The 19,681-nt window shown below is 70.1% G+C and carries 21 protein-coding genes; 9 read left to right on the top strand and 12 right to left on the bottom strand.

What is annotated here, in order from left to right:
* Nucleotides 1-90 precede the first annotated feature (90 nt).
* On the top strand, nt 91-1,476 hold the full coding sequence (locus ABEA10_RS31595) for a GH1 family beta-glucosidase (RefSeq protein ID WP_345470150.1): 1,386 nt from the start codon (nt 91-93) through the stop codon (nt 1,474-1,476).
* Here the strand turns inward: ABEA10_RS31595 and ABEA10_RS31590 are convergent.
* Nucleotides 1,393-2,316, bottom strand: a complete 924-nt coding sequence (locus ABEA10_RS31590; protein WP_345470148.1) for an AraC family transcriptional regulator — start codon at nt 2,314-2,316, stop codon at nt 1,393-1,395. The genes ABEA10_RS31595 and ABEA10_RS31590 overlap by 84 nt on opposite strands.
* 158 nt (nt 2,317-2,474) lie before the next feature.
* Here ABEA10_RS31590 and ABEA10_RS31585 point away from each other — a divergent pair, with 158 nt between their 5' ends.
* Nucleotides 2,475-3,386, top strand: a complete 912-nt coding sequence (locus ABEA10_RS31585; RefSeq protein ID WP_345470146.1) for an alpha/beta hydrolase — start codon at nt 2,475-2,477, stop codon at nt 3,384-3,386.
* Here the strand turns inward: ABEA10_RS31585 and ABEA10_RS31580 are convergent.
* The gene (locus ABEA10_RS31580) at nt 3,351-4,430 is read right to left on the bottom strand and encodes a CapA family protein (RefSeq protein ID WP_345470144.1); all 1,080 of its coding nucleotides are present in this window, start codon (nt 4,428-4,430) and stop codon (nt 3,351-3,353) included. The two genes, ABEA10_RS31585 and ABEA10_RS31580, sit on opposite strands and share 36 nt — an antisense overlap.
* 50 nt (nt 4,431-4,480) lie before the next feature.
* Here ABEA10_RS31580 and ABEA10_RS31575 point away from each other — a divergent pair, with 50 nt between their 5' ends.
* The 4 genes from ABEA10_RS31575 to ABEA10_RS31560 all read left to right on the top strand — a co-directional run bounded on the left by ABEA10_RS31575 (nt 4,481) and on the right by ABEA10_RS31560 (nt 9,269).
* Nucleotides 4,481-5,695 (top strand): aminotransferase class V-fold PLP-dependent enzyme, encoded by a 1,215-nt coding sequence (locus ABEA10_RS31575; protein ID WP_345470259.1) that lies wholly within the window; start codon nt 4,481-4,483, stop codon nt 5,693-5,695.
* Nucleotides 5,696-5,838: 143 nt separating this feature from the next.
* The gene (locus ABEA10_RS31570) at nt 5,839-6,294 is read left to right on the top strand and encodes a Fur family transcriptional regulator (protein WP_345470142.1); all 456 of its coding nucleotides are present in this window, start codon (nt 5,839-5,841) and stop codon (nt 6,292-6,294) included.
* A complete protein-coding gene (locus ABEA10_RS31565; protein ID WP_345470140.1) occupies nt 6,287-7,744 on the top strand; it encodes a catalase in 1,458 nt (485 codons plus the stop codon). The genes ABEA10_RS31570 and ABEA10_RS31565 overlap by 8 nt, the downstream gene beginning before the upstream one ends.
* A gap of 616 nt (nt 7,745-8,360) precedes the next feature.
* Nucleotides 8,361-9,269 carry a Rieske (2Fe-2S) protein gene (locus ABEA10_RS31560; protein WP_345470138.1) on the top strand — a complete coding sequence of 303 codons (909 nt, stop codon included), beginning with the start codon at nt 8,361-8,363 and terminating at the stop codon, nt 9,267-9,269.
* 2 nt (nt 9,270-9,271) lie between these two features.
* Here ABEA10_RS31560 and ABEA10_RS31555 read toward each other — a convergent pair whose 3' ends face one another.
* The 3 genes from ABEA10_RS31555 to ABEA10_RS31545 form a co-directional block, all read right to left on the bottom strand.
* On the bottom strand, nt 9,272-10,315 hold the full coding sequence (locus ABEA10_RS31555; RefSeq protein ID WP_345470136.1) for an esterase-like activity of phytase family protein: 1,044 nt from the start codon (nt 10,313-10,315) through the stop codon (nt 9,272-9,274).
* Nucleotides 10,316-10,373: 58 nt separating this feature from the next.
* A complete protein-coding gene (locus ABEA10_RS31550) occupies nt 10,374-10,625 on the bottom strand; it encodes a hypothetical protein (RefSeq protein WP_329248057.1) in 252 nt (83 codons plus the stop codon).
* 88 nt (nt 10,626-10,713) lie between these two features.
* Nucleotides 10,714-11,091: a cupin domain-containing protein gene (locus ABEA10_RS31545; RefSeq protein WP_345470133.1), complete on the bottom strand. Its 378-nt coding sequence runs from the start codon at nt 11,089-11,091 to the stop codon at nt 10,714-10,716.
* 87 nt (nt 11,092-11,178) lie between these two features.
* Between ABEA10_RS31545 and ABEA10_RS31540 the strand changes: the two genes are divergently transcribed.
* Together ABEA10_RS31540 and ABEA10_RS31535 are read left to right on the top strand one after the other, a co-directional pair.
* The gene (locus ABEA10_RS31540; RefSeq protein WP_345470132.1) at nt 11,179-12,000 is read left to right on the top strand and encodes a helix-turn-helix domain-containing protein; all 822 of its coding nucleotides are present in this window, start codon (nt 11,179-11,181) and stop codon (nt 11,998-12,000) included.
* 141 nt (nt 12,001-12,141) lie between these two features.
* Complete coding sequence (locus ABEA10_RS31535) at nt 12,142-12,984, top strand: RNA-guided endonuclease InsQ/TnpB family protein (RefSeq protein ID WP_345470130.1); 843 nt, start codon at nt 12,142-12,144, stop codon at nt 12,982-12,984.
* Nucleotides 12,985-13,026: 42 nt separating this feature from the next.
* Here ABEA10_RS31535 and ABEA10_RS31530 read toward each other — a convergent pair whose 3' ends face one another.
* Together ABEA10_RS31530 and ABEA10_RS31525 are read right to left on the bottom strand one after the other, a co-directional pair.
* Entirely contained in the window at nt 13,027-13,770 is a 744-nt protein-coding gene (locus ABEA10_RS31530; protein ID WP_345470128.1) for a sulfite exporter TauE/SafE family protein, read from the bottom strand.
* A 28-nt stretch (nt 13,771-13,798) separates the two neighbouring features.
* Nucleotides 13,799-14,590: an ABC transporter ATP-binding protein gene (locus tag ABEA10_RS31525; RefSeq protein ID WP_345470126.1), complete on the bottom strand. Its 792-nt coding sequence runs from the start codon at nt 14,588-14,590 to the stop codon at nt 13,799-13,801.
* Nucleotides 14,591-14,704: 114 nt separating this feature from the next.
* Between ABEA10_RS31525 and ABEA10_RS31520 the strand changes: the two genes are divergently transcribed.
* Nucleotides 14,705-15,478: a hypothetical protein gene (locus ABEA10_RS31520; RefSeq protein ID WP_345470124.1), complete on the top strand. Its 774-nt coding sequence runs from the start codon at nt 14,705-14,707 to the stop codon at nt 15,476-15,478.
* Nucleotides 15,479-15,560: 82 nt separating this feature from the next.
* Here the strand turns inward: ABEA10_RS31520 and ABEA10_RS31515 are convergent, their stop codons facing one another.
* The 5 genes from ABEA10_RS31515 to ABEA10_RS31495 all read right to left on the bottom strand — a co-directional run bounded on the left by ABEA10_RS31515 (nt 15,561) and on the right by ABEA10_RS31495 (nt 19,645).
* A complete protein-coding gene (locus tag ABEA10_RS31515; protein ID WP_345470122.1) occupies nt 15,561-16,307 on the bottom strand; it encodes an RDD family protein in 747 nt (248 codons plus the stop codon).
* A gap of 73 nt (nt 16,308-16,380) precedes the next feature.
* Nucleotides 16,381-16,761, bottom strand: coding sequence for a DUF2752 domain-containing protein (locus ABEA10_RS31510; RefSeq protein ID WP_345470120.1), 381 nt, complete (start codon nt 16,759-16,761; stop codon nt 16,381-16,383).
* 287 nt (nt 16,762-17,048) lie between these two features.
* On the bottom strand, nt 17,049-17,798 hold the full coding sequence (locus tag ABEA10_RS31505; protein WP_329248078.1) for a PP2C family protein-serine/threonine phosphatase: 750 nt from the start codon (nt 17,796-17,798) through the stop codon (nt 17,049-17,051).
* A gap of 117 nt (nt 17,799-17,915) precedes the next feature.
* Entirely contained in the window at nt 17,916-18,542 is a 627-nt protein-coding gene (locus tag ABEA10_RS31500) for a response regulator (protein ID WP_345470116.1), read from the bottom strand.
* Complete coding sequence (locus ABEA10_RS31495; protein ID WP_345470114.1) at nt 18,539-19,645, bottom strand: GAF domain-containing sensor histidine kinase; 1,107 nt, start codon at nt 19,643-19,645, stop codon at nt 18,539-18,541. Before ABEA10_RS31495 ends, ABEA10_RS31500 begins: the two co-directional genes overlap by 4 nt.
* Nucleotides 19,646-19,681 lie beyond the last annotated feature (36 nt).

The raw sequence follows: 19,681 nt of genomic DNA, 5'->3' as shown, positions 1-19,681 counted from the left end.
TATCCGTCGTCACACCCACAATCATGCCTTTTCCAGTGGCACACCGGCCCCGTAGGATCCGAAACCTCCTCACATTTCCGGGAGGTCGCGATGACACCGGTCCTGGGGTCGCCGTCCGAGTTCCAGTGGGGTGTCGCCACGGCGGCGTTCCAGATCGAGGGAGCGACCGGTGAGGACGGCCGGGGCGTCTCGGTCTGGGACACCTTCTGCCGCGAACCGGGACGGATCCGCGACGGCCACCACGCCGACGTCGCCTGCGACCACTATCACCGCTGGCCCGAGGACCTCGACCTGATCGCGGGCCTGGGTGCGAACGCGTACCGGTTCTCCATCGCGTGGCCGCGCGTGCAGCCGGACGGGTCCGGGCCGGTCAACACCAAGGGTCTGGACTTCTACGACCGGCTCGTGGACGGGCTCGCCGAGCGCGGCCTGAACGCCACGGCGACGCTGTTCCACTGGGACCTCCCCCAGCCGCTCGAGGACGCCGGCGGATGGCTGAACCGCGACACGGCCGCGCGGTTCGCCGAGTACGCCGCGATCGTCGCCGAACGGCTGGCCGACCGCGTCGCGCTGTGGATAACCCTGAACGAGCCGACGGTCGTCATGGCCTACGGCTACGCGTTCGGCGTGCACGCCCCCGGCCGGGCACTCATGCTCGGCGCGCTGCCCGTCGCGCACCACCAGCTCCTCGGGCACGGCCTCGCCGTGGAGGCGCTGCGCGGCGCCGGCGCCCGGTCGATCGGGATCACCAACAACTACACGCCCGGGCAGCCGGCGAGCGACCGACCGGAGGACGCCACCGCCACTGAGGCGTTCGACAACCTGCTGAACTGGCAGTTCACCGACCCGCTCCTGCGCGGCGGCTACCCGGACCTCGGCGCGGAGCTGCCGCACGTACGCGACGGCGACCTCGCGGTCGTCTCCGCGCCCATCGACGTCCTGGGTGTCAACTACTACAACCCGGTCGGCATCGCGGCGCCCGCCGAGGGTGACGTGCTGCCGTTCACGATGACCGAGGTGCCGGGGTCGCCGCCGGTGACCGGGATGGGCTGGCCGGTCGTCCCCGAAGCGCTCCACCGGCTGCTGACCACGCTGAAGAGCCGGTACGGCGACGCGCTACCGCCGATCCAGATCACCGAGAGCGGCTGCTCCTACGACGAGGCGCTCGACGACCGGCCGCGCATCGACTACCTGTCCGCCCACGTCGACGCCGTACGTGCCGCGATGCACGACGGCGTTGACGTGCGCGGCTACTACGTCTGGTCGCTCCTGGACAACTTCGAGTGGGCCGAGGGCTACCACCCGAGGTTCGGCCTCGTCCACGTCGACTACGCGACGCAGCGCCGGACACCGCGCACCTCCTACGCGTGGTACCGCGACCTGATCGCCGCCTCAGGACCGGACGGCCGGCCCCGTACCGCGTCGATACCGGCTCGGGGACACGCCGACGATGCGGGAGAACGCGTGGCTGAATGAGCTCTCCGAGGCGTACCCGAGGCGCTCGGCCAGTGTGGCGACCGTCGTGTCGGATTCGCGGAGGGCCCGCGAGGCGAGGCGGACACGCCAGTGCGACAGGTAGGTGAGCGGAGGTTGGCCCGAGACCTCGCGGAACCGGTGGGCGAAATGACTGCGCGACATCCCCGCGGCCGTCGCCAGGTCGGCGAGCCCCCAGGAGCGGGCGGGGTCGGCATGCATGAGAGACACGGCCGGACGCAGTTGCGGATCCGAGAGCAGGCGAAGCCAGCCAGGGTGTGAGGCGGCGTCACGTCGAAGGCCGATGCGAAGGACCTGGAGCAGAAGGAGCTGCGCGTGCTGATCGATGGCGAAGCGTGCGCCCGGGTGGGCGCTCTCGGTCTCCTCCATGATCCGCTCGAGCAGGTGACGCATCTCCGCCGCCTCGGCGCTGGACGCGCTCGCGTGGGTCACGCTGGGCAGAGCCGAGGTGAAGAGACCCGCCGCGGCCGGGTCGAGGTCCACGTGCCCACCGATGATCGCGACCTCGTCGCCGCTGCCGAGCCGACTGCACGAATCGTCCTTCGCGGCGAGGACCTCCGTCGCCTCGGACCGTAGCCGCGGGTCGCTGCAGAGCACCGCGGAGCCGACACCGTTGAACACGACGGCGTCTCCGGCGACGAGTCGCGACGGAGGGCCGTCATCGACGATCAGCCAGCAGGAGCCCCGGACGATGGCGTCCAGCTTGACCTGGACATCGGGCTGGAACCGGAACGCCCACTCTCCACCGGCTCGGAGCTCGCCGGTGATCAGGCAGCGGGCGTCGACCAGCGCGAGCATCTCGGAGAGAGGGTCCGGCATCATCCGCCGGACTCTAGCGCAAGAATCCACCACTCTCGAGCATTCACAGTCCGCCGCGACGCGGCCAGACTCGCCTTCGGAGCAGTGAAACGCAGTAGCCGAAGGCAAGGTCCGCAATGAGGAATATCAGTTTCAAGAACGGAAGCCTCGACATCGCGGGGGTGATCCATGTTCCCGACGACTTCGAGGAGAGCAAGAAATACGCGGCGATCGTCTGCGTCCATCCGGGAAGCAGCGTGAAAGAGCAGACGGCGGGAATCTATGCCGCACGCATGGCGGACAAGGGATACGTGGCGCTCGCCTTCGACGCCTCCTTCCAGGGCGAAAGCGGCGGCGAGCCGAGACATGTGGAGCGCCCGGCCGCCCGCGTGGAGGACATTCGATGCGCCGTCGACTTCCTGACGACGCTGAGCTATGTCGATGAAAACCGGATCGGCGTACTCGGCATCTGCGCCGGAGGTGGGTACGCGGTCAACGCGGCCATGACGGAACACCGCATCAGGGCGGTCGGCACGGTCGCGGCGGTCAACATCGGCAGAGCCCGCCGGGAAGCCGGTGGTGCGGGCTCCGCGATCGAAATGCTGGAAGCGGTCGGGAGGCAGCGCACGTTGGAGGCCCGCGGAGGAGAACCACTGATCACGAACTGGATTCCCAACAGCCCGAAAGAGGCGGAGGAGGCAGGTATCACCGGTCTCGATTCGCTCGAGGCCGTCGACTACTACCGGACTCCGCGAGGCCGGCACGAGCGGGCGGCCAATCAGCTCCGTTTCACCAGCGTGGCATCAGTGCTCGCGTTCGACGCCTTTCACCTGGTGGAAGAGCTGTTGACGCAGCCTCTGCAGATCATCGTGGGGAACAGACTCGGAGAGTTCGGTTCCTACCAGGACGGACACGAACTCTTCCAACGGGCGACCTGCGAGAAGGACCTGTTCGTCATCGACGGCGCAAGTCACTATGACCTGTACGACCGGCCCGAGCACGTCGGCCAGGCCGTCGAGAGACTCGCGGCCTTCTACGGAGACAACCTCGTCGCCGCGTCAGGGCCGGGCGGTCAGCCCCGTACAGCCGCGTAGGGCGTTCCACTTGCTCAGTGCCCGCACCCGCGCGGAGCCGGTGAGCAGCCGGGGCACGCCGCCGGAGATCGTTCCGGGCCGCCACTGCGCCTTGAGCACCTTGCGCCCGCTGAGCGTCAGCTCGAGGATCCCGGTGTCGGCGGTCTTCCCGCTGGCGGCGTAGAAGAAGAAGTTGCCCAGGCCGTAGTCGATGTAGCGGCCGTGGAAGAACCCGCCGCCCAGCGGTATGTGGGCGTGGCCGCCGACGATCACGTCGGCGCCCGCGTGGACGAGCTGGTTCGCGAGGTGCTTCTGGCGCGGCAGCGGGCATGGCTGGAGCTCCTGGCCCCAGTGCAGGTAGACGATGACCGCGTCGGCCTGCTTACGCGCCTTGCGCACCTCTTGGACCAGGCGCGGGGCGTTCTTGGCCGAGGCGAGGCCGCCCTGGGTGTTCGTGGCCGACCAGGCGCTGATCAGGTTGTCGTCGAGCACCTGCGTCGCGCCGATCACCGCGATCCGGGTGCCCTTGACCGTCGCGTAGTACGGCTTGTACGCCTCGGCGGCGTTCTTGCCGATGCCGACGACCGGGTAGCCGGATCGCTTGATCGCCGCGAGCGAGTCGGCGAGGCCCACCCGGCCGTAGTCCATCCCGTGGTTGTTGGCCATGGACACCACGTCGATGCCGGCCGCCTTGAGCGCGGTGAACGCGCTGGCGGGTGCGCGGAAGTTGTACTGCTTGGGGGCCTTCGTCCCTCGCGTGGTGATCGCCGTCTCGAGGTTGGCGATGGTGAAGTCGGCCTTCTTCAACCACGGGATGGTCGACCCGAGCGCGGTGCGCGGGTTGGCCAGCCGGGCGGTGAGCTGGGCGTAGAAGTGCGTGTCGCCGGCGAACGCGATGGTGATCGGCTCCTTGGCCGCCTCCACTCGCGCCGACGGCGAACCGTGCGCCGACGGGGTCAGCTTCATCGGCGGCATCTTCGCGTCGCTCTTGTCACTGCATGCCGCCGCGCCGGCCGCAAGCGTGGCCGCCACGGCCACGGCGATGGGCAGCGAAAATCGCCGCATCACAGTCACCACCTTGGGGTAGATCGCACAGAATGCCACGTCCGCGGCCCTTGACGCTCCTTCGCAGCCACGTAACGTGCGGGGAAGGCCGCCGTATCAGGAGGGGCGATTTGCTGGATATTGCACGTCTTCGTGGGGAAACACCGGGTTGCGCGGAGGTTGTCCATTTCAACAATGCCGGGGCGTCGCTCCAGCCACGGCCGGTACTGGACACGATCCGTGCCCACCTAGACGCCGAGGCGTTGATGGGCGGGTACGAGGCGGCCGATGCCGCGATGGACCGGCTGACCGACGTGTACGACTCCCTGGCCCGGCTCATCGGCGCCGGTCCGGACGAGATCGCCATCACCGAGAACTCCACGCGCGCCTGGGACACGGCCTTCTACGGCATGCGCTTCCGGCCCGGCGAGCGGGTGCTCACCTCCTCCAGCGAGTACGGCAGCAACGCGATCGCGTTCCTGCACGCGGCCCGCGACCGCGGCATCAAGGTCGAGGTCCTGCCCGACGACGAGCACGGCCAGGTCTCCCTCGACGCGCTCGCCGCCACACTGGACGACGACGTACGGCTCGTCGCGGTCAACCACGTGCCGACCCACGACGGGCTGGTCAACCCGGTCGCCGAGATCGGCCGCCTGACCCGCGCGTCGGGCGCGCTGTTCCTCGTCGACGCCTGCCAGTCCGTCGGGCAGCTCGCGGTGGACGTGAACGAGATCGGGTGTGACTTCCTGTCGGCCACGGGCCGCAAGTTCCTGCGCGGGCCGCGCGGCGTGGGCTTCCTCTACGTACGGCGGGCCGCGCTGGAGGCGATCGCCCCGACCTTCCTGGACGACCGCGGCGCCGAGTGGACCGGGCCGGACTCCTACACGATGCGCGACGACGCCCGCCGGCTCGAGAGCCACGAGCGGTCGGCGGCGCTCCAGCTCGGGCTCGGGGCCGCGGCGGACTACGCCCACGCGCTCGGGCCGAAGGAGATCGAACGCCGGGTGACGGCGCTGGCGGAGACGCTGCGCGCCGCCCTCACGGAGGTGCCCGGCGTCACGGTCCACGACCGGGGCGCGCGCCGGTCGGGCATCGTGACCTTCACCCGGCAGGGCCACGCCCCGGCGGACATCGTCGCCGCGCTCGCCCGGCAGAAGATCAACGTACGGCTGTCCGCGCAGAGCTACCGGTACGACGGCGGCGCCACACCGCCGCCCCGCGTCCGCGCGTCGGTCCACTACTACAACACCGAAGAGGAGATCTCCCGGCTCGTCGCGGCCCTCTGAGACTCAACCCAGGCCGAAGCCCCGCATCCTAGGCGGATTATCCACTCCGCCCCTGACCTGCGAATCCGTCGTCCGGCGCCCAACTCAAACCAGTATCACTCGTTGTCTTGAATGATTCAGGTTTAGTGCGTACTCTCGGTCATGTGAGGGACACGGAACACCCGCGCGACTCCTCCGCGGAGCTGCGCCGTACGGGGCTACGGGTGACGGCCGCCCGGCTCGCCATCCTCGACACGGTGCGCGCCGGCGACCATCTGGACGTCGACGCGGTCACCTCCCGGGTGCGCGAGCGGCTCGGCCACGTGTCGTTCCAGGCCGTCTACGAGGCCTTGCACGCGTTCACCGCGGCCGGGCTCGTACGGCGGATCGAACCCGCGGGAAGCCCGGCGCGTTTCGAGTGCCGGGTCGGAGACAACCACCACCACCTCGTCTGCCGAGAGTGCGGCCACGTCACGGACGTCGACTGCGCGGCCGGGGAGGCGCCATGCCTCGAACCCGCCGATGACGCCGGATTCCTGGTGGACGAGGCGGACGTCACCTTCTGGGGTTTCTGCCCTGACTGCCGTCGGGGCGCTGAGGGAGGAAATACGCATGACTGACCAAAGGCCCATCACCACCACCGACGCCGGCATCCCGGCGCCCAGTGACCACGACTCCCTGTCGGTGGGGCCGAACGGACCGCTGCTGCTCCAGGATCACTACCTGATCCAGAAGATGGCGCAGTTCAACCGCGAGCGGGTGCCCGAGCGCGTGGTTCACGCCAAGGGTGGTGGCGCCTTCGGCTTCATGGAGATCACCGAGGACGTCAGCCAGTTCACCAAGGCGAAGCTCTTCCAGAAGGGCGCCCGCACCGACCTGCTGCTGAGGTTCTCCACGGTCGCCGGCGAGCTCGGCTTTCCCGACACGGTCCGCGACCCGCGCGGCTTCGCGCTGAAGTTCTACACCGAGGACGGCAACTACGACCTCGTCGGCAACAACACGCCGGTCTTCTTCATCCGCGACCCCTCGAAGTTCTCCGACTTCATCCACTCGCAGAAGCGCCGGTCCGACAACCACCTGCACGACCACAACATGCAGTGGGACTTCTGGACCCTGCGCCCCGAGTCCGCGCACCAGGTGACCCTCCTGATGACGGACCGCGGCACGCCGTACTCCTGGCGCCACATGAACGGCTACGGCAGCCACACCTTCATGTGGATCAACGCCGCGGGTGAGAAGTTCTGGGTGAAGTACCACTTCAAGACCGATCAGGGCATCAAGAACTTCACGGACGCCGAGGCCGCCGAACAGACGGCGCTCGACCGCGACTACCACGTCCGTGACCTGAGCCAGGCCATCAACGCGGGCGAGCACCCGTCGTGGACGGTGCAGGTGCAGGTCATGCCGTTCGAGGACGCGGCCGGCTACCGGTTCAACCCGTTCGACCTGACCAAGGTCTGGCCGCACGCCGACTACCCTCCGATCACCATCGGCAGGTTCGTCCTGAACCGCAACCCGGACGACTACTTCACCCAGATCGAGCAGGCCGCGTTCGAGCCGGCCAACATGGTGCCGGGCATCGCGCCGAGCCCCGACAAGATGCTCCAGGGCCGGCTGTTCTCCTACCCGGACGCCCACCGCTACCGGATCGGCCCGAACTACCTGCAACTGCCGGTCAACCGGCCGAAGGTGCCCGTCCACTCCTACAGCAAGGACGGCGCCATGCGGTACGAGAACCACGGCGACCCGGTGTACGCGCCGAACACCGCCGGCGGGCCGCAGGCCGACCCGTCGCTGTACGAGCACGAGAGCTACAGCGTCACCGGTGAGCTCGTCCGGGCCGCGTACACCCTGCACGCCGAGGACGACGACTACGGCCAGCCGCGCGCGCTGTACGAGAACGTCCTGTCCGACACCGACCGCGCCAACCTCGCGAGCAACATCGTCGGCCACGCCTCCCGCCCGGAGGTCACCGCCGAGATGAAGGCACGGGTCGTGGAGTACTGGCGCAACGTCGCCAAGCCCCTGGGCGACGACGTCGCCAAGGGCCTGGGCGTCAACGGCCGCTGAGACCCCCGTCCCCCGAGGAAGGGGCGGCCCGCACGGCGGACCGCCCTTTTCTCGCTCTTTACCCTTTCTGTTGGGTCACGATCACACTGCGTGACCACTCACTTCGGGGCGACGAGCCCGAAAAGGGACCTTTCACGACGCCTGGGAGGCCACGCGCCGCTCGGCCTCGATCTCCGCGCGGATCTCGGTGTACAGCGCGTCGGAGGTGTCCGCCTGGACGATCAGCCGGCAGCCGGCGCGCAGCTGCTCGATGGTGAGAGCGCTGGCGTCGGTGCGGAAGGCCCATCACCGGCCGGTGTCGCTGATCCACAGCCGCCAGCCGGGGAACTCGGCCTCGAGCCTGCGCATCGTTACCACCCTGGGATACCGGGGGATTTCATCCACGGACCCTTCAAAGATAAACGAGCGGCGTTAATCACGCGAGACCCAGAAGGTGCCGTAATACGGACGCTTTAACGGGTTTGGCTTCCTTCAACTCGTGGAACCCCTGACAACGGTGTAAATCGTCTGCACAGGTGGGCGGCTCCTGGAGCGAGCCCGGCTGTACGTGACCCCGCATGGTGCCCAGGTGGCGCGGCAGACTAATGTCCAAAGCAGAGCCATCCGAGGAGGTGCGGTGAACCGTCAGCGGGTGAGCAGGATCTCCAGGTCCCTGACCGTCCCCCGCCCACTCAAGGTCGCCGAGGATCTGGAGCACGCTCATGTCCTCGACCGGCCGGCCCGTGGGCTCACCGGGTTCCTCCTGCGGTTCCTGCCGCCGGGGGCCGTCAGAGACCTTCTGCACGGGGTGCCACTCGGCCACCCGGCCCATCCACCGCTGACCGACGTCCCGGTCGGCTGCTGGATGGCGGCGTCGGCGCTCGACCTGTTCCCCGACACCGATCGGGCCTCGCAGGTGCTGCTGGCCGCCGGGCTGGCGAGCGCGGTGCCGGCGGCGCTCACCGGCGCGGCCGACTGGTCCTCGCTCCACATCGAACAGCAGCGCGTCGGCATCGTGCACTCGATCGGCACGACCGCCGCCACCGGCCTGTTCGCCGCGTCGCTGCTCGCCCGCCTGCGCGGCCGTACACGCCAGGGCAAGGTGCTGGGCCTCGCCGGGCTCGCGGCGCTGTTCGGCGGCACCTATCTCGGCGGCCACCTGGCCTTCCGGCTCGGCGCGGGCGCCAGCCACGCCGAGTCGATCACTCACCTGGGGCCGCTGGGCTGGCACGACCTGTGCCCGCTGGACGAGTTGCCCGAGGGCTGGCCGGTCCACCGCACGCTGGGTTACATCAGCCTGTTCGTGCTGCGCTACGGCGAAGACGTCTACGTGCTCGCCGACCGCTGCACCCACCTCGACGGGCCGCTGCACCAGGGGCGCATGGTCCGGGTGGACGATGAGATCTGCGTGATCTGCCCCTGGCACGGCAGCACGTTCCAGGTCAGCGACGGCACCGTGGTGCACGGCCCGGCCACCGGCCGCCAGCCCGCCTTCGAGACGCGGGTCCTCGAGAGCGGGATGATCCAGGTGCGTCCCGCCCGCTGACCTCAGCTCCGGGGCAGCCGTACGGTCAGGGAGTACAGGCGGGTGATCTGCGCCGGGTTCTGGTTGTCGTCGCTGACCAGCAGCAGGCGCAGACGTCCGCCCGGGGCACGACCGGTGATCGTGATGCCCTCGACGTTGTCGAGCAGCGGGTTGGGCTGCGGCTGCCTGGCCGTCGCGCCGAGCGAGGGACAGTCGCCGAGGTCGGCGAGCAGCGACTTGCCGATGAGGCGCACGCCCGGCCCGGCGGTCAGGTTCTCCGTACGGCTGACGTCCGTGGCGTGCCGGGGGTCGGCGAGGTAGAGCCGGATCGTGTTGCCGACACCGCTCGTGAAACCGCGCTCCAGCACCAGCAGCCGCCCGTCCGGCGTCGCCGTGATGTCGGAGATGCCCAGGCCGGAGTCGACGCGGTAGCCGTACTGGGCGGAGAGCCGGAAGTCACGGCCGTACCCGGCGCGTCGCCACGTCTGGACGCGCACGAGGTCGGCGTCGTCGCCGGAGAGCGCCCCCTCCATCGAGGCGACCAGCGTGCGCCCGCCGGGCTCCATCGTGAGCCCCTCGAAGGTGAGGTTGCCGGAGGCGCGTCCGGCCGGCGCGACCCGCAGGGCGTCCGGCACCGGGAGCCGGTCCAGGATCTTCCCGGTCCGGCTGTAGCGGCGGATCGACGGCTCGGTCTCGGATGTGATCAGGCGGGTGCCGTCGCGGTCGACGGCCAGGCCCTCGGAGTCGAGCGCGGCGCCGTTCTCGTCGGCGAGGTTCACGACGCCGACCGGCCGCAGCGTGCGGGCGTCCAGGCTGAACAGCGACGAGCGGTCCGACAGAGCCGCGATGCGCCCACCGCGGTCGACGGCGAGGGCCGACAGGTTCCCGACGTAGACGCCGTCGAAGGTGGTCTTGTCGAGGGCGTCGGAGAACCCGTCGATGTCCACCGACGCGGAGCAGGCATGGGTCGTGCCGCCACGTGACGCGGCGACGGCCGTGGTGGGTGCCGACAGGGTGGCCGCGAGCAGGCCCGCGACACCGGCGGCGAGCGGGGAGGCAACACGCATGGCCGTCTCCAGGATCGTGGTTGGGAGGAGCACGCGCCATGCTAGATCATCGGCGCCCTCAGGCCTCGCCGGGCCGGGGCGCCGATGGCTCCCTGCGGTCGTTGAAGGGGTGCTCGACCAGCGCCAGGACGCGGCTGGCCATGAAGCGCGCGGTGCGCACGGGCGTGCCGGTGCGGGTCACCTCGGTCACCTCCACGACCCCCCGCCGGGTGACGACCTCGACACGCCTGCCCGCACGCGTGGCGGCCACCTCGTACGTGCGCGTCGCGCCGCCGGCGTCGATCATGATCTCGACCCTGTCGCCCTTCATGACCGCACCCTTCTCGAACGTCTATTCGATTATTACCCTCCGATGGCAGCGTTCAACCGGTCCGGAACCGGCCTTACCAGGCGAGATCTCAGGGACCGCCGGGCACGAACAGGGCCTCGAACGGAGGCTCCCCCACCGCGGTCGTGACGTGCCCGGACCCCGTCGTATCCGACACGTGCACCAGGTCACCCGGCCCGAACCGCCGCCGGGAGCCGTCGCTGACCTCCACCTCGATCACGCCCCGCACCATCACGACCCACTGCTCCCGCGGAGCGGGGTGCGGCTCGCTGTCGAAGTCCGCGCTGCGCAGGTACGTGACGCCGCTCGCCGCCGACATCCCGGCGGTGGACATCGGCGGCACGCCCGAGCCGATCAGCCGTTCGGTGAGGACCAGCGCGGCGTCCTCGAACGCGGATCCGCCGTCGGCGGTGATCACAACCCTCGTGTATGACTTCTCATCGCTCATGGCGGCTCATGCTCGGGATCCCCCGGCCGCCCGGCAATACCTCACGGGGAATCGACGAGCGGCGTCGCGACCGGATACGACTGGGGCATGCTGGCGGTGATGGAGACCAACGGGTTCGCGCGTGAGCTGCGGCGATGGCGTACGGCACGGCGCTGGAGCCAGCTGGAGCTCGCGCTGCGCGCCGGCACGACGCAGCGGCACCTCAGCTACATGGAGCGGGGGCGCTCACGGCCCGGCCGCGCCATCGTGCTGCGGCTCGCCGAGTCGCTGGAGCTGTCGCTGCGCGAGCGGAACGCCCTGCTGCTCAGCGCCGGGTACGCCCCGGTGTTCGCCGAGTCCCGTCTCGACGCACCCGAGCTGCGTCCCGTACGCGAGGCGATCGGCCGGGTCCTGGAGGGGCACCTGCCGTACCCGGCCCTCGTCGTGCGGCCGTACGGCGAGCTGGTCGCCGCGAACGCCGCCGTCACCGTGCTCACCGAGGGCGCCGCCGCGCACCTGCTGGAGCCGCCCGTCAACGTGCTCCGGCTCGCGCTGCACCCCGAGGGGCTGGCACGGCGCGTGGCGAACCTGCCCGAGTGGGGCCGGCACATCGTCGAGGCCCTACGTGCCCTGGCGCTCAGGAGTCCCGACGACCGCCTCGACGCGTTCATCGCCGAGCTGGAGGAGTACGTGCCGCCGCTGCCGTACGGGCCCGGCGTGCCCGGTTACGTCGGCTTCGCGGTGCCACTGCGCCTGCGCTGCGACGAAGGCGAGCTCCGGCTGGTCACGACGGTGACCTCGTTCGCGACCGCCGTCGACGTCACCTTGGCCGAGCTCCGGCTGGAGGCGTTCTTGCCCGCCGACGAGGAGACCGCGCGGATCCTCCGCCGGAGGGTTCCGAACTGTTCGGCGTTTCGTGAGCAAACGTGATCGAACGTGTTTTTGTGAGTGCGGTGAAGTTGGGCTGAGTGGGCGCGGAAGCAGGGTGTGCGTCCGGAGACGGCGTATCGGTGGTTCCGGGAGGGTCGGATGCCGGTGCCTGCTCGGCGACTGGCATCGGGGACGATCTGGGTGGATGTGGCGCTGGCGGCAGCGGGTGGCCGGGTGGTGGTGTATGCGCGGGTGTCTTCGCATGATCAGCGTCAGGACCGGGGGCGTGAGGTTTCCCGGACGCCTGCACCGAAGTCACTCACGGCGGCCCAGGATCGGTTGCGGGCGCTGCAACGCAAGGCTGCCCGGCAGATCGGCCCCTACGACCTGAAGACGCGGGTGAAACGGGAGCCGTCGAGGCGGTGGCGGCGGACCCAGGGTCGGATCGGGAGAACGCATGCCCGTGTGGCGGCGGTACGTCGCGATGTCCTGCACAAGGCCACCACGGGCCTCGCGCAACGCCATCAGGTGATCGTCGTGGAGAGGCTGAACGCGTCCGGCATGCGCAGCAGCGGAGGCGCATACAAACGGGGCTTGAACCGGGCACTCGCGGACGCCGCGCTCGCGCAGGTACGGCGGATGCTGGGCTACAAGACCCGCTGGTACGGCTCCACCTTGGTGGAAGCCGACCGCTTCTACCCCTCATCCAAGACCTGTTCGGCCTGCGGCAGGCGAAAACCAAACCTGACCCTGGCCGACCGGACCTATGGGTGTGAGCACTGCGGCCTGATGATCGACCGTGATCTCAACGCCGCGACCAACCTCGCCCGTCTCGGCGACACCCCGCACACGGGTGGAAGGAGGACCGGTACCGGGAGTAGACCGGCCGCCAACCACCGGGTTGGAGACGGACGTGGAGCCACGCAGGAGACCGCGACCACGCCAGTGGTCAACGCAGCAGGCACTGAAGCGTCAACCCGGCACGACACCACCGCTGGTGTTGGTCAGACCGGGACTGCCCCGCCGGAAGGCGAGGCTGCCTAATGGAACACAGCACGCTCACGCTTGCTCACCAGAAGGCAACGGTCACAGCATCTTGACGATGGCGGCCACGCCGACGACGACGATGACGACCCGCAGCACGATCGGCGGCAGCCGGCGGCCGATCGAGGCGCCGAGCAGGCCTCCGGCCGTCGAGCCGACGGCGATGAACAGCGCCGCCCACCAGTCCACGTGCGCGACGAAGATGAACAGCAGGGCCGCCGCGGCGTTGACCACCCCGGCCAGGACGTTCTTGACCGCGTTCACGCGCTGGAGATCCTCGTCGAGGAAGATCCCGAGCAGCGCCAGCAGCACGACGCCCTGCGCGGCCCCGAAGTAACCGCCGTAGATGCCGCTCAGCAGGACCGTGAGCCACAGCCAGGGGCCGCCGTGCGGATGTCGGCGCCGGCCGCCGAGCCAGGCACTCAGCTTCGGCTGGATGACCACGAGGACGCACGCCACGGCGATCAGCGCCGGGACGATCACCTCGAACGCCGAGGCGGGCAGGACGAGCAGCAGCATGCCGCCGATGAGCGCGCCGACCACGGACGCCAGCCCGAGGCGGACCACCCGGACGCGCTGGCCGTTCAGCTCACGGCGGTAGCCGTACGCCCCGGAGGCGGAGCCGGGAACGAGGCCGACGGTGTTGGAGACGTTCGCCACGACCGGCGGGTAGCCGAGCCCGAGCAGCACCGGAAAGGTGATCAAGGATCCCGAGCCGACGATGACGTTGATGCAGCCCGCAGCGACCCCGGCGCCGAAGATGGCGAGGGCGTGCAGAGGGGTCATCGGGCGGCCTCACGAAGGGGGCGGCTGATCACGACTTGACGGCTCGCGCGTGCCAGCGTCCCTCCTGACGCTCGATCCGCAAGGGCAGCCCGAAACACTTCGACAGGTGCTCGTCGGTGAACACCTCGTCGACCTTCCCGGTGGCGATGACCGAGCCGCGGCGGAGCAGCATCGCGTGCGTGAACCCCTCGGGCACCTCTTCGACGTGGTGGGTGACGAGCGCCATCGTCGGCGCCAGCCGGTCGACGGCCAGGCTCGTCAGCCGTGCGACGAGGTCTTCACGGCCGCCGAGGTCGAGCCCGGCGGCGGGCTCGTCGAGCAGCAGCAGCTCGGGGTCGGGCATGAGGGCACGGGCGATCGACACGCGCTTGCGCTCGCCCTCCGAGAGGGTGGAGAAGCGGCGCCGGATGAGGTGGGCGCAGCCGAGCGCGTCGAGCAGTTCGACGGCCCTCGTCACATCGGTCGAGTCATATTCTTCTTTCCAGCGGCCGATGATCGCGTACGACGCCGTGAGGACCAGGTCGATGACCTTCTCCTCCGGCGGCACGCGGTCGGCCACCGCCGAACTCGACAGTCCGATGCGCGGCCGAAGCTCGAACACATCGGTCTTACCAAGCTGTTCACCCAGGATTTGGGCACGGCCCTCGCTCGGGAACAGCATCGCACCCGCCACCTGCAACAACGTCGTCTTTCCCGCGCCGTTCGGACCGATGATCACCCATCGCTCGTCCTCCTGCACGGTCCAGTCGATGTTGCGCAGCAGCGTCGCCCCCTCGCGCCGGATCTCGACGCCCTCGAGCCTGAGTACCTCTCCGGCCATCGCATCCCTTCGCCGTCAACGAAAGCGCACGAAGCCGCAGGCGGTAGGGGCCGCCGGACTCGCGCGGGTCTCCGGCACGAACCTACGGCATTCGGACGGCTTATGGTTGACCGCATGCGTGTCACTCACCCCTCGGCCGTCCTCGTCGCCTGGGGCAACGCATGGCTGACCGGCCACGTGGGGCTCGATGAGGCCGCCGATGCCGTGGAACGCCTCGGCGGCCCGCACGTCGTCGCCGGCATCCCGGACCAACCCGGCGAGACGCCGCTGCGCGGTGGTCTCGCGGCCTTCCGGGTCGCCGGTCTGTCCGCGTTCAGGCTCGCGCTGCCGGCGCCGGGCGACCCGCTCGGCCTCACCGGGCCGCCGGAGTTCAACGCCGCCGCGATCGAGGCCGAGGAGGCCGCACTCCTGACCATCGGCGACCGGACGTTCGGCCTGATCCCGGCCGAGGACCGCCGTGGCTCCTCCTACGTCGGCACTCGCTGGACGGTGCACGAGGCGCGCTCGGCCGTCGCGGACACGCCGGGGCTCCCCGAGGCCGACCACAAGCTCTCCCTCGCCGTGCGCGAGGCGACCGAGTCGCTCATGACCGTCGACGGCACGCTGGAGTGGCGGCCGGAGATCGCCGAGGCCCTGGGCGCGTTGCGCGAGTCACACCACCACGAGCAGGTCGGCGGCCTCGCCCCCGGCTACCCGGCGCGTGCTCACCGGGTGGCGGCGCTGGCCGGCCGCCTGGCGGTCGTCGTGGGCCTGGCGCGCGGCACGGAGAGCGCCACGCTGTCGTCCGCCCAGGTCCAGCGCCGCACCGAGGCCCTGCGCGACCTGGACAAGGCCGTACGGCGGGCGCAGGTGGCCGCCTGCAACAGCGTCCTGGACCCGGTGCGCTGACGGAAGGCGCCGAGCCAAGGCGCTTATCCAAAAAAGTGCGGGCGCACTCCCCAAGGAGTACGCCCGCGCGAGGGTCCGATGTTCAGGCCGTGACGACGATGGCCTTGGTGATCTTGTCGCCCCAGGTCTGGCTCTTGTCGTCCCACAGCGGCCAGAGGAATCCGAGGATGCACACCCAGGCGTCGATCGTGGAGTGGCAGAGCTGCCGGCCGAAGGCGGCGCCGCCGCCGAGGGGCTGGCCGGTCGCCTCGCTGACGACCTTGATGTTGAGGGCCTTCTTGCCGATCGTCTGGCCGCTGTTGGCTTCCTGGAGGCCGAGCGCGGCGGCGATGACGAAGAGGAGGATCAGCTCGAAGAGGTAAGTCACCGCGAGGTTCTTGGCGGCCACGTTGATGATGCCCATGATGATGCCGGCCGGGATACCGACGATCAGTCCGTCGATGAACCGCGCGCCGAGCCGTGCGCCCCAGCTGGCGTACTGGACCTGCCCGTAGCCGGAGCCATAGCCCTGGCCGTAGGCCTGCTGCTGGCCGTAGCCCTGCTGGCCGTAGGCCTGCTGCTGACCGTAGCCCTGCTGCTGACCGTAACCCTGCTGGCCGTAGCCCTGCTGCTGGTCGTAACCGGGCTGCTGTCCATAGCCCGGCTGCTGCCCGTACCCCGGCTGCTGGCCGTAGCCCTGCTGCTGGTCGTAACCGGGCTGCTGACCGTAGCCCGGCTGCTGGCCGTAGCCGGGCTGCTGCCCATAGCCCGGCTGCTGCCCGTAACCGGGTTGCTGACCGTAACCCGGCTGCTGCTGACCCTGGCCGTACGGGTCGTAGGGGGTGCTCACGCTCTTTCTCCTTTGTTGAAATTACGCCCGTCCGCCAAACCGGACTCGGCAGTCGCCATGATGAGTACTGACTTCAAAGAGGCAGAAACCCGAAACGGGCGAGCTGCCAGACCCATGACAGCCCCAGCGTCACTCCGATGATCCACGCACGCCTGCGCGGATCGAGCGCCCACCATCGTCGTCCGGACCCGAGCGGAGCGGTAGCCAGTCCGATCGCGCCCAGGAGAACGACGGGGCTTGCGAGAAGCGCCTTGACCGGATGCGCCGCACCCAGCTCGATGAACACGGTGGTGCCGCCACAGAGGGGGCACGGAACTCCGGTGAGCGCCCGCAGCGGGCACAGGGTGCCGGGATCGTGCACTCGGTGCAGGGCGGACACCACCACCGCCGCGGTGGCCATGCCGCCTGCGCGAAGGACTACACCGAGCGCGCCGTCACCAGAGGCGGCGAACACGCGACCGAGTACGTCGGCCGGCCGCCCTCGGGCTCGGGACGCGACCTGCCCCCGTGCCACGTCCAAACCTTCGCCCTCCTCATGGTGCTCTTATGCGCTTGTGGACCCGTATACCGCAATATGCCGGGTCCGGGTCAAGTAAATACCAGGCAAGATTCGAGAACGTAACCGGCTGGAGACCTTGACGCCTGACTGGGCTTCGGGAAGGCGGTGGCGCGAGTTGGGAGAAGGGCTCATCCGGTGCCGTGCGACGATGTCGGCCGTACGGCACCGGAAGTGCGGGCGTGTCAGCCCTCGGCGGCGCCGACGATGACCGGGGCCGCGGCCTCCGCGCCCTCGGCGACGACGTCCACCACGATCACCGTGACGTTGTCCGGCCCGCCCCCCTGGTTGGCCGCGCTGATGAGCCGGCCGACGGCGGCGGCGGGGTCGGACTCGGCGGTCAGCACCTGGTGCATCGTCTCCGCGTCGACCGGCCCGCTCAGGCCGTCGGAGCACAGGAGGTAGCGGTCGCCCGGCAGGGCCTCGCGCAGCGACAGGTCGGGCTTGCGCTCGGGTCTGCCGTCGAGCACGCGGACCAGACGGTTGGCCAGGTGGGGCGCCGCGCCGTCCTCGCCGGTGAGCATCTTCTCCAGCGTGTGGTCCTCGGTGATCTGGTAGAGGATCCCCTCGCGCAGCATGTAGGCCCGCGAGTCGCCGATGTGGGCGAGAGCCGTGTGCGTACCCGACCACAACATGGCGGTGCATGTCGTGCCCATGGACTGGAGCGCGGGCTCTTCCTCGACTTTCTGGGCGATCGCCTGGTTGGCCGCGAGCACGGCACGCTCGACGACCTCGACCAGCTTGGCCTGGGGGACCTCGTGGTCGATCGCCGAGAGGGCCTGGATCGCGAGGGAGCTCGCGATCTCGCCACCCACGTGACCGCCCATGCCGTCGGCGACCGCGAGCAGCCATGGGCCCGCATACGCCGAGTCCTCGTTGTTCTCGCGGGCGCGTCCGACATCCGATCCCGCGGCGTAGCGAATGGCAACTCTCATATGTTTTCCGATGTCGTCCTCGGCGGTGCGGTTCACTCAGCCGACTGCTGAGCTTCATCAACATATTCGACCGGCGCGCCTTACGCCTCATGGATCACAAGTGGATTTCTTGTGGAGTCACCGCTCCGCGAGCCCGTGGCGCACGGCGTACAGCGCCGCCTGGGTGCGATCTTGCAGGCCGAGCTTCATCAGGATGTTCGAGACGTGCGTCTTCACGGTCTTCTCCGACACCACGAGCGCACGGGCGATCTCGCGGTTGGACCGGCCGCGGGCGATCTGCGTCAGCACCTCACGCTCGCGTTCGGTGAGGGCGACCGCGGCCTTGCCGCCCTGGTCGGGGGCGAGCATCGCGTCCGCCGCCTCGGGCGCGAACAGCACGTGGCCGTCGTGCACCGCGCGGATCGCCTGGACGAGCGCCTGCGGGTCGACGTCCTTGTACAGGTAGCCGGACGCGCCCGCGCGGACGACCGGCAGCACCCGAGCGCGCTCGGCCACGCTCGTGAGCACGAGCACGCGCGAGGGGATGCCGCGCGAGCGCAGCTCCTCGAGCGCGGACTGCCCGTCGACTCCGGGCATCTTCAGGTCGAGCAGGATGACGTCGGGCGCGAGCGCCTCGGCGCGGGCGACCGCCTCGGCGCCGTCGGCGGCCTCCCCGACGACCTCGATGTCCTCCTGGACACCGAGGAACGTCCGCAGGCCCTGGCGTACGACCGGGTGGTCGTCGGCGATCAGTACGCGGATCACGCGGGCACCTCCAGGCGTACGACGGTGCCGGAGCCGGAGGAGGAGATGCTCAGGACGCCGCCGACCGACTCCGCGCGCTCGCGCATGGACGCCAGCCCCAGGCCGTCACGCGAGGCCTCCGCGGGGTCGAAGCCGACGCCGTCGTCGCGGATCTCCAGCAGGCCGGGTTCGAGGCGGGCGGTCACCGTGCACGGGTCGCCGTGCCGCAGCGCGTTGTACAGCGCCTCCTGGGCGATGCGGAAGACCACCGCCTCGGTCTCGGGCGGCAGCGTGACCTCCTCGCCCTCGAACCGCACGGTCGTACGGCGCCCGCGGCCGGCTCCCCACACGCGGTCGAGGACCTGGACGTGCTTGCGCAGCGACTCGGCCAGCCCGTCGCCGGCCAGCTCGGCGGGCCGCAGCTCGAAGATCACCTCGCGCAGCTCCGCGAGCGCCTCCTTGGCGAGCGACTGGACGCGTTCGAGCTCGGGGCGCGGGTCGGGCGCGGCGAGCGCCGCAGCGGCGGTCAGCCGGAGCGAGAACAGCTTCTGCGCGACCGCGTCGTGCAGCTCGCGGGCCAGCCGGGCGCGCTCCTCGACGACGGTCAGCTCGCGGTTGCGCTCGTACAGGCGTGCGTTGGTCAGCGCGATCGCCGCGTGCGCGGCGAACAGGATGAGGCGTTCTTCGTCGTCGTCGGTGAAGCCACCGGGCTGCCGCTTGTTGGCCAGGAAGATGATGCCGAGCGTGTCGTCGCCGTCGCGGATCGGCACGCCGATGAAGTCGCGCAGCACCGGATGCGCCGACGGCCAGCCCTCGAACGCCGGGGCCCGGCGCACGTCCGCCAGCCGCTGCACCTTGTCCTCGCGCAGCATCAGGGCGAGCAGGCCGTGCTGGCGCGGCAGCGGGCCGATGGCGTTCCACTGCTGGTCGCTGATGCCCTCGACCACGAACTCCGCGAACGAACCCTCGTCATCGGGCACGCCCAGCGCGGCGTAGCGGGCGTCGAGGAGCTGCGCGGCGGCCCGTACGATCACCTGGAACACCTCGTGCACGGACAGGTGCCGCGTGACGGCGAGCACCGCCGCGCTGACCGCGTGCAACGCGGCGTCCCGATCGGCTTCCACGGCTCGACGGTACCCGCCGGACGGGCGCGGATCCGA

This window comes from Actinoallomurus oryzae (assembly GCF_039541955.1).
In the GTDB taxonomy this organism is placed as follows: Bacteria; Actinomycetota; Actinomycetes; order Streptosporangiales; family Streptosporangiaceae; genus Actinoallomurus; species Actinoallomurus oryzae.
The sequence above is the reverse complement of the archived record's forward strand: the minus strand, read 5'-3'. Positions and strand labels throughout refer to the sequence as shown.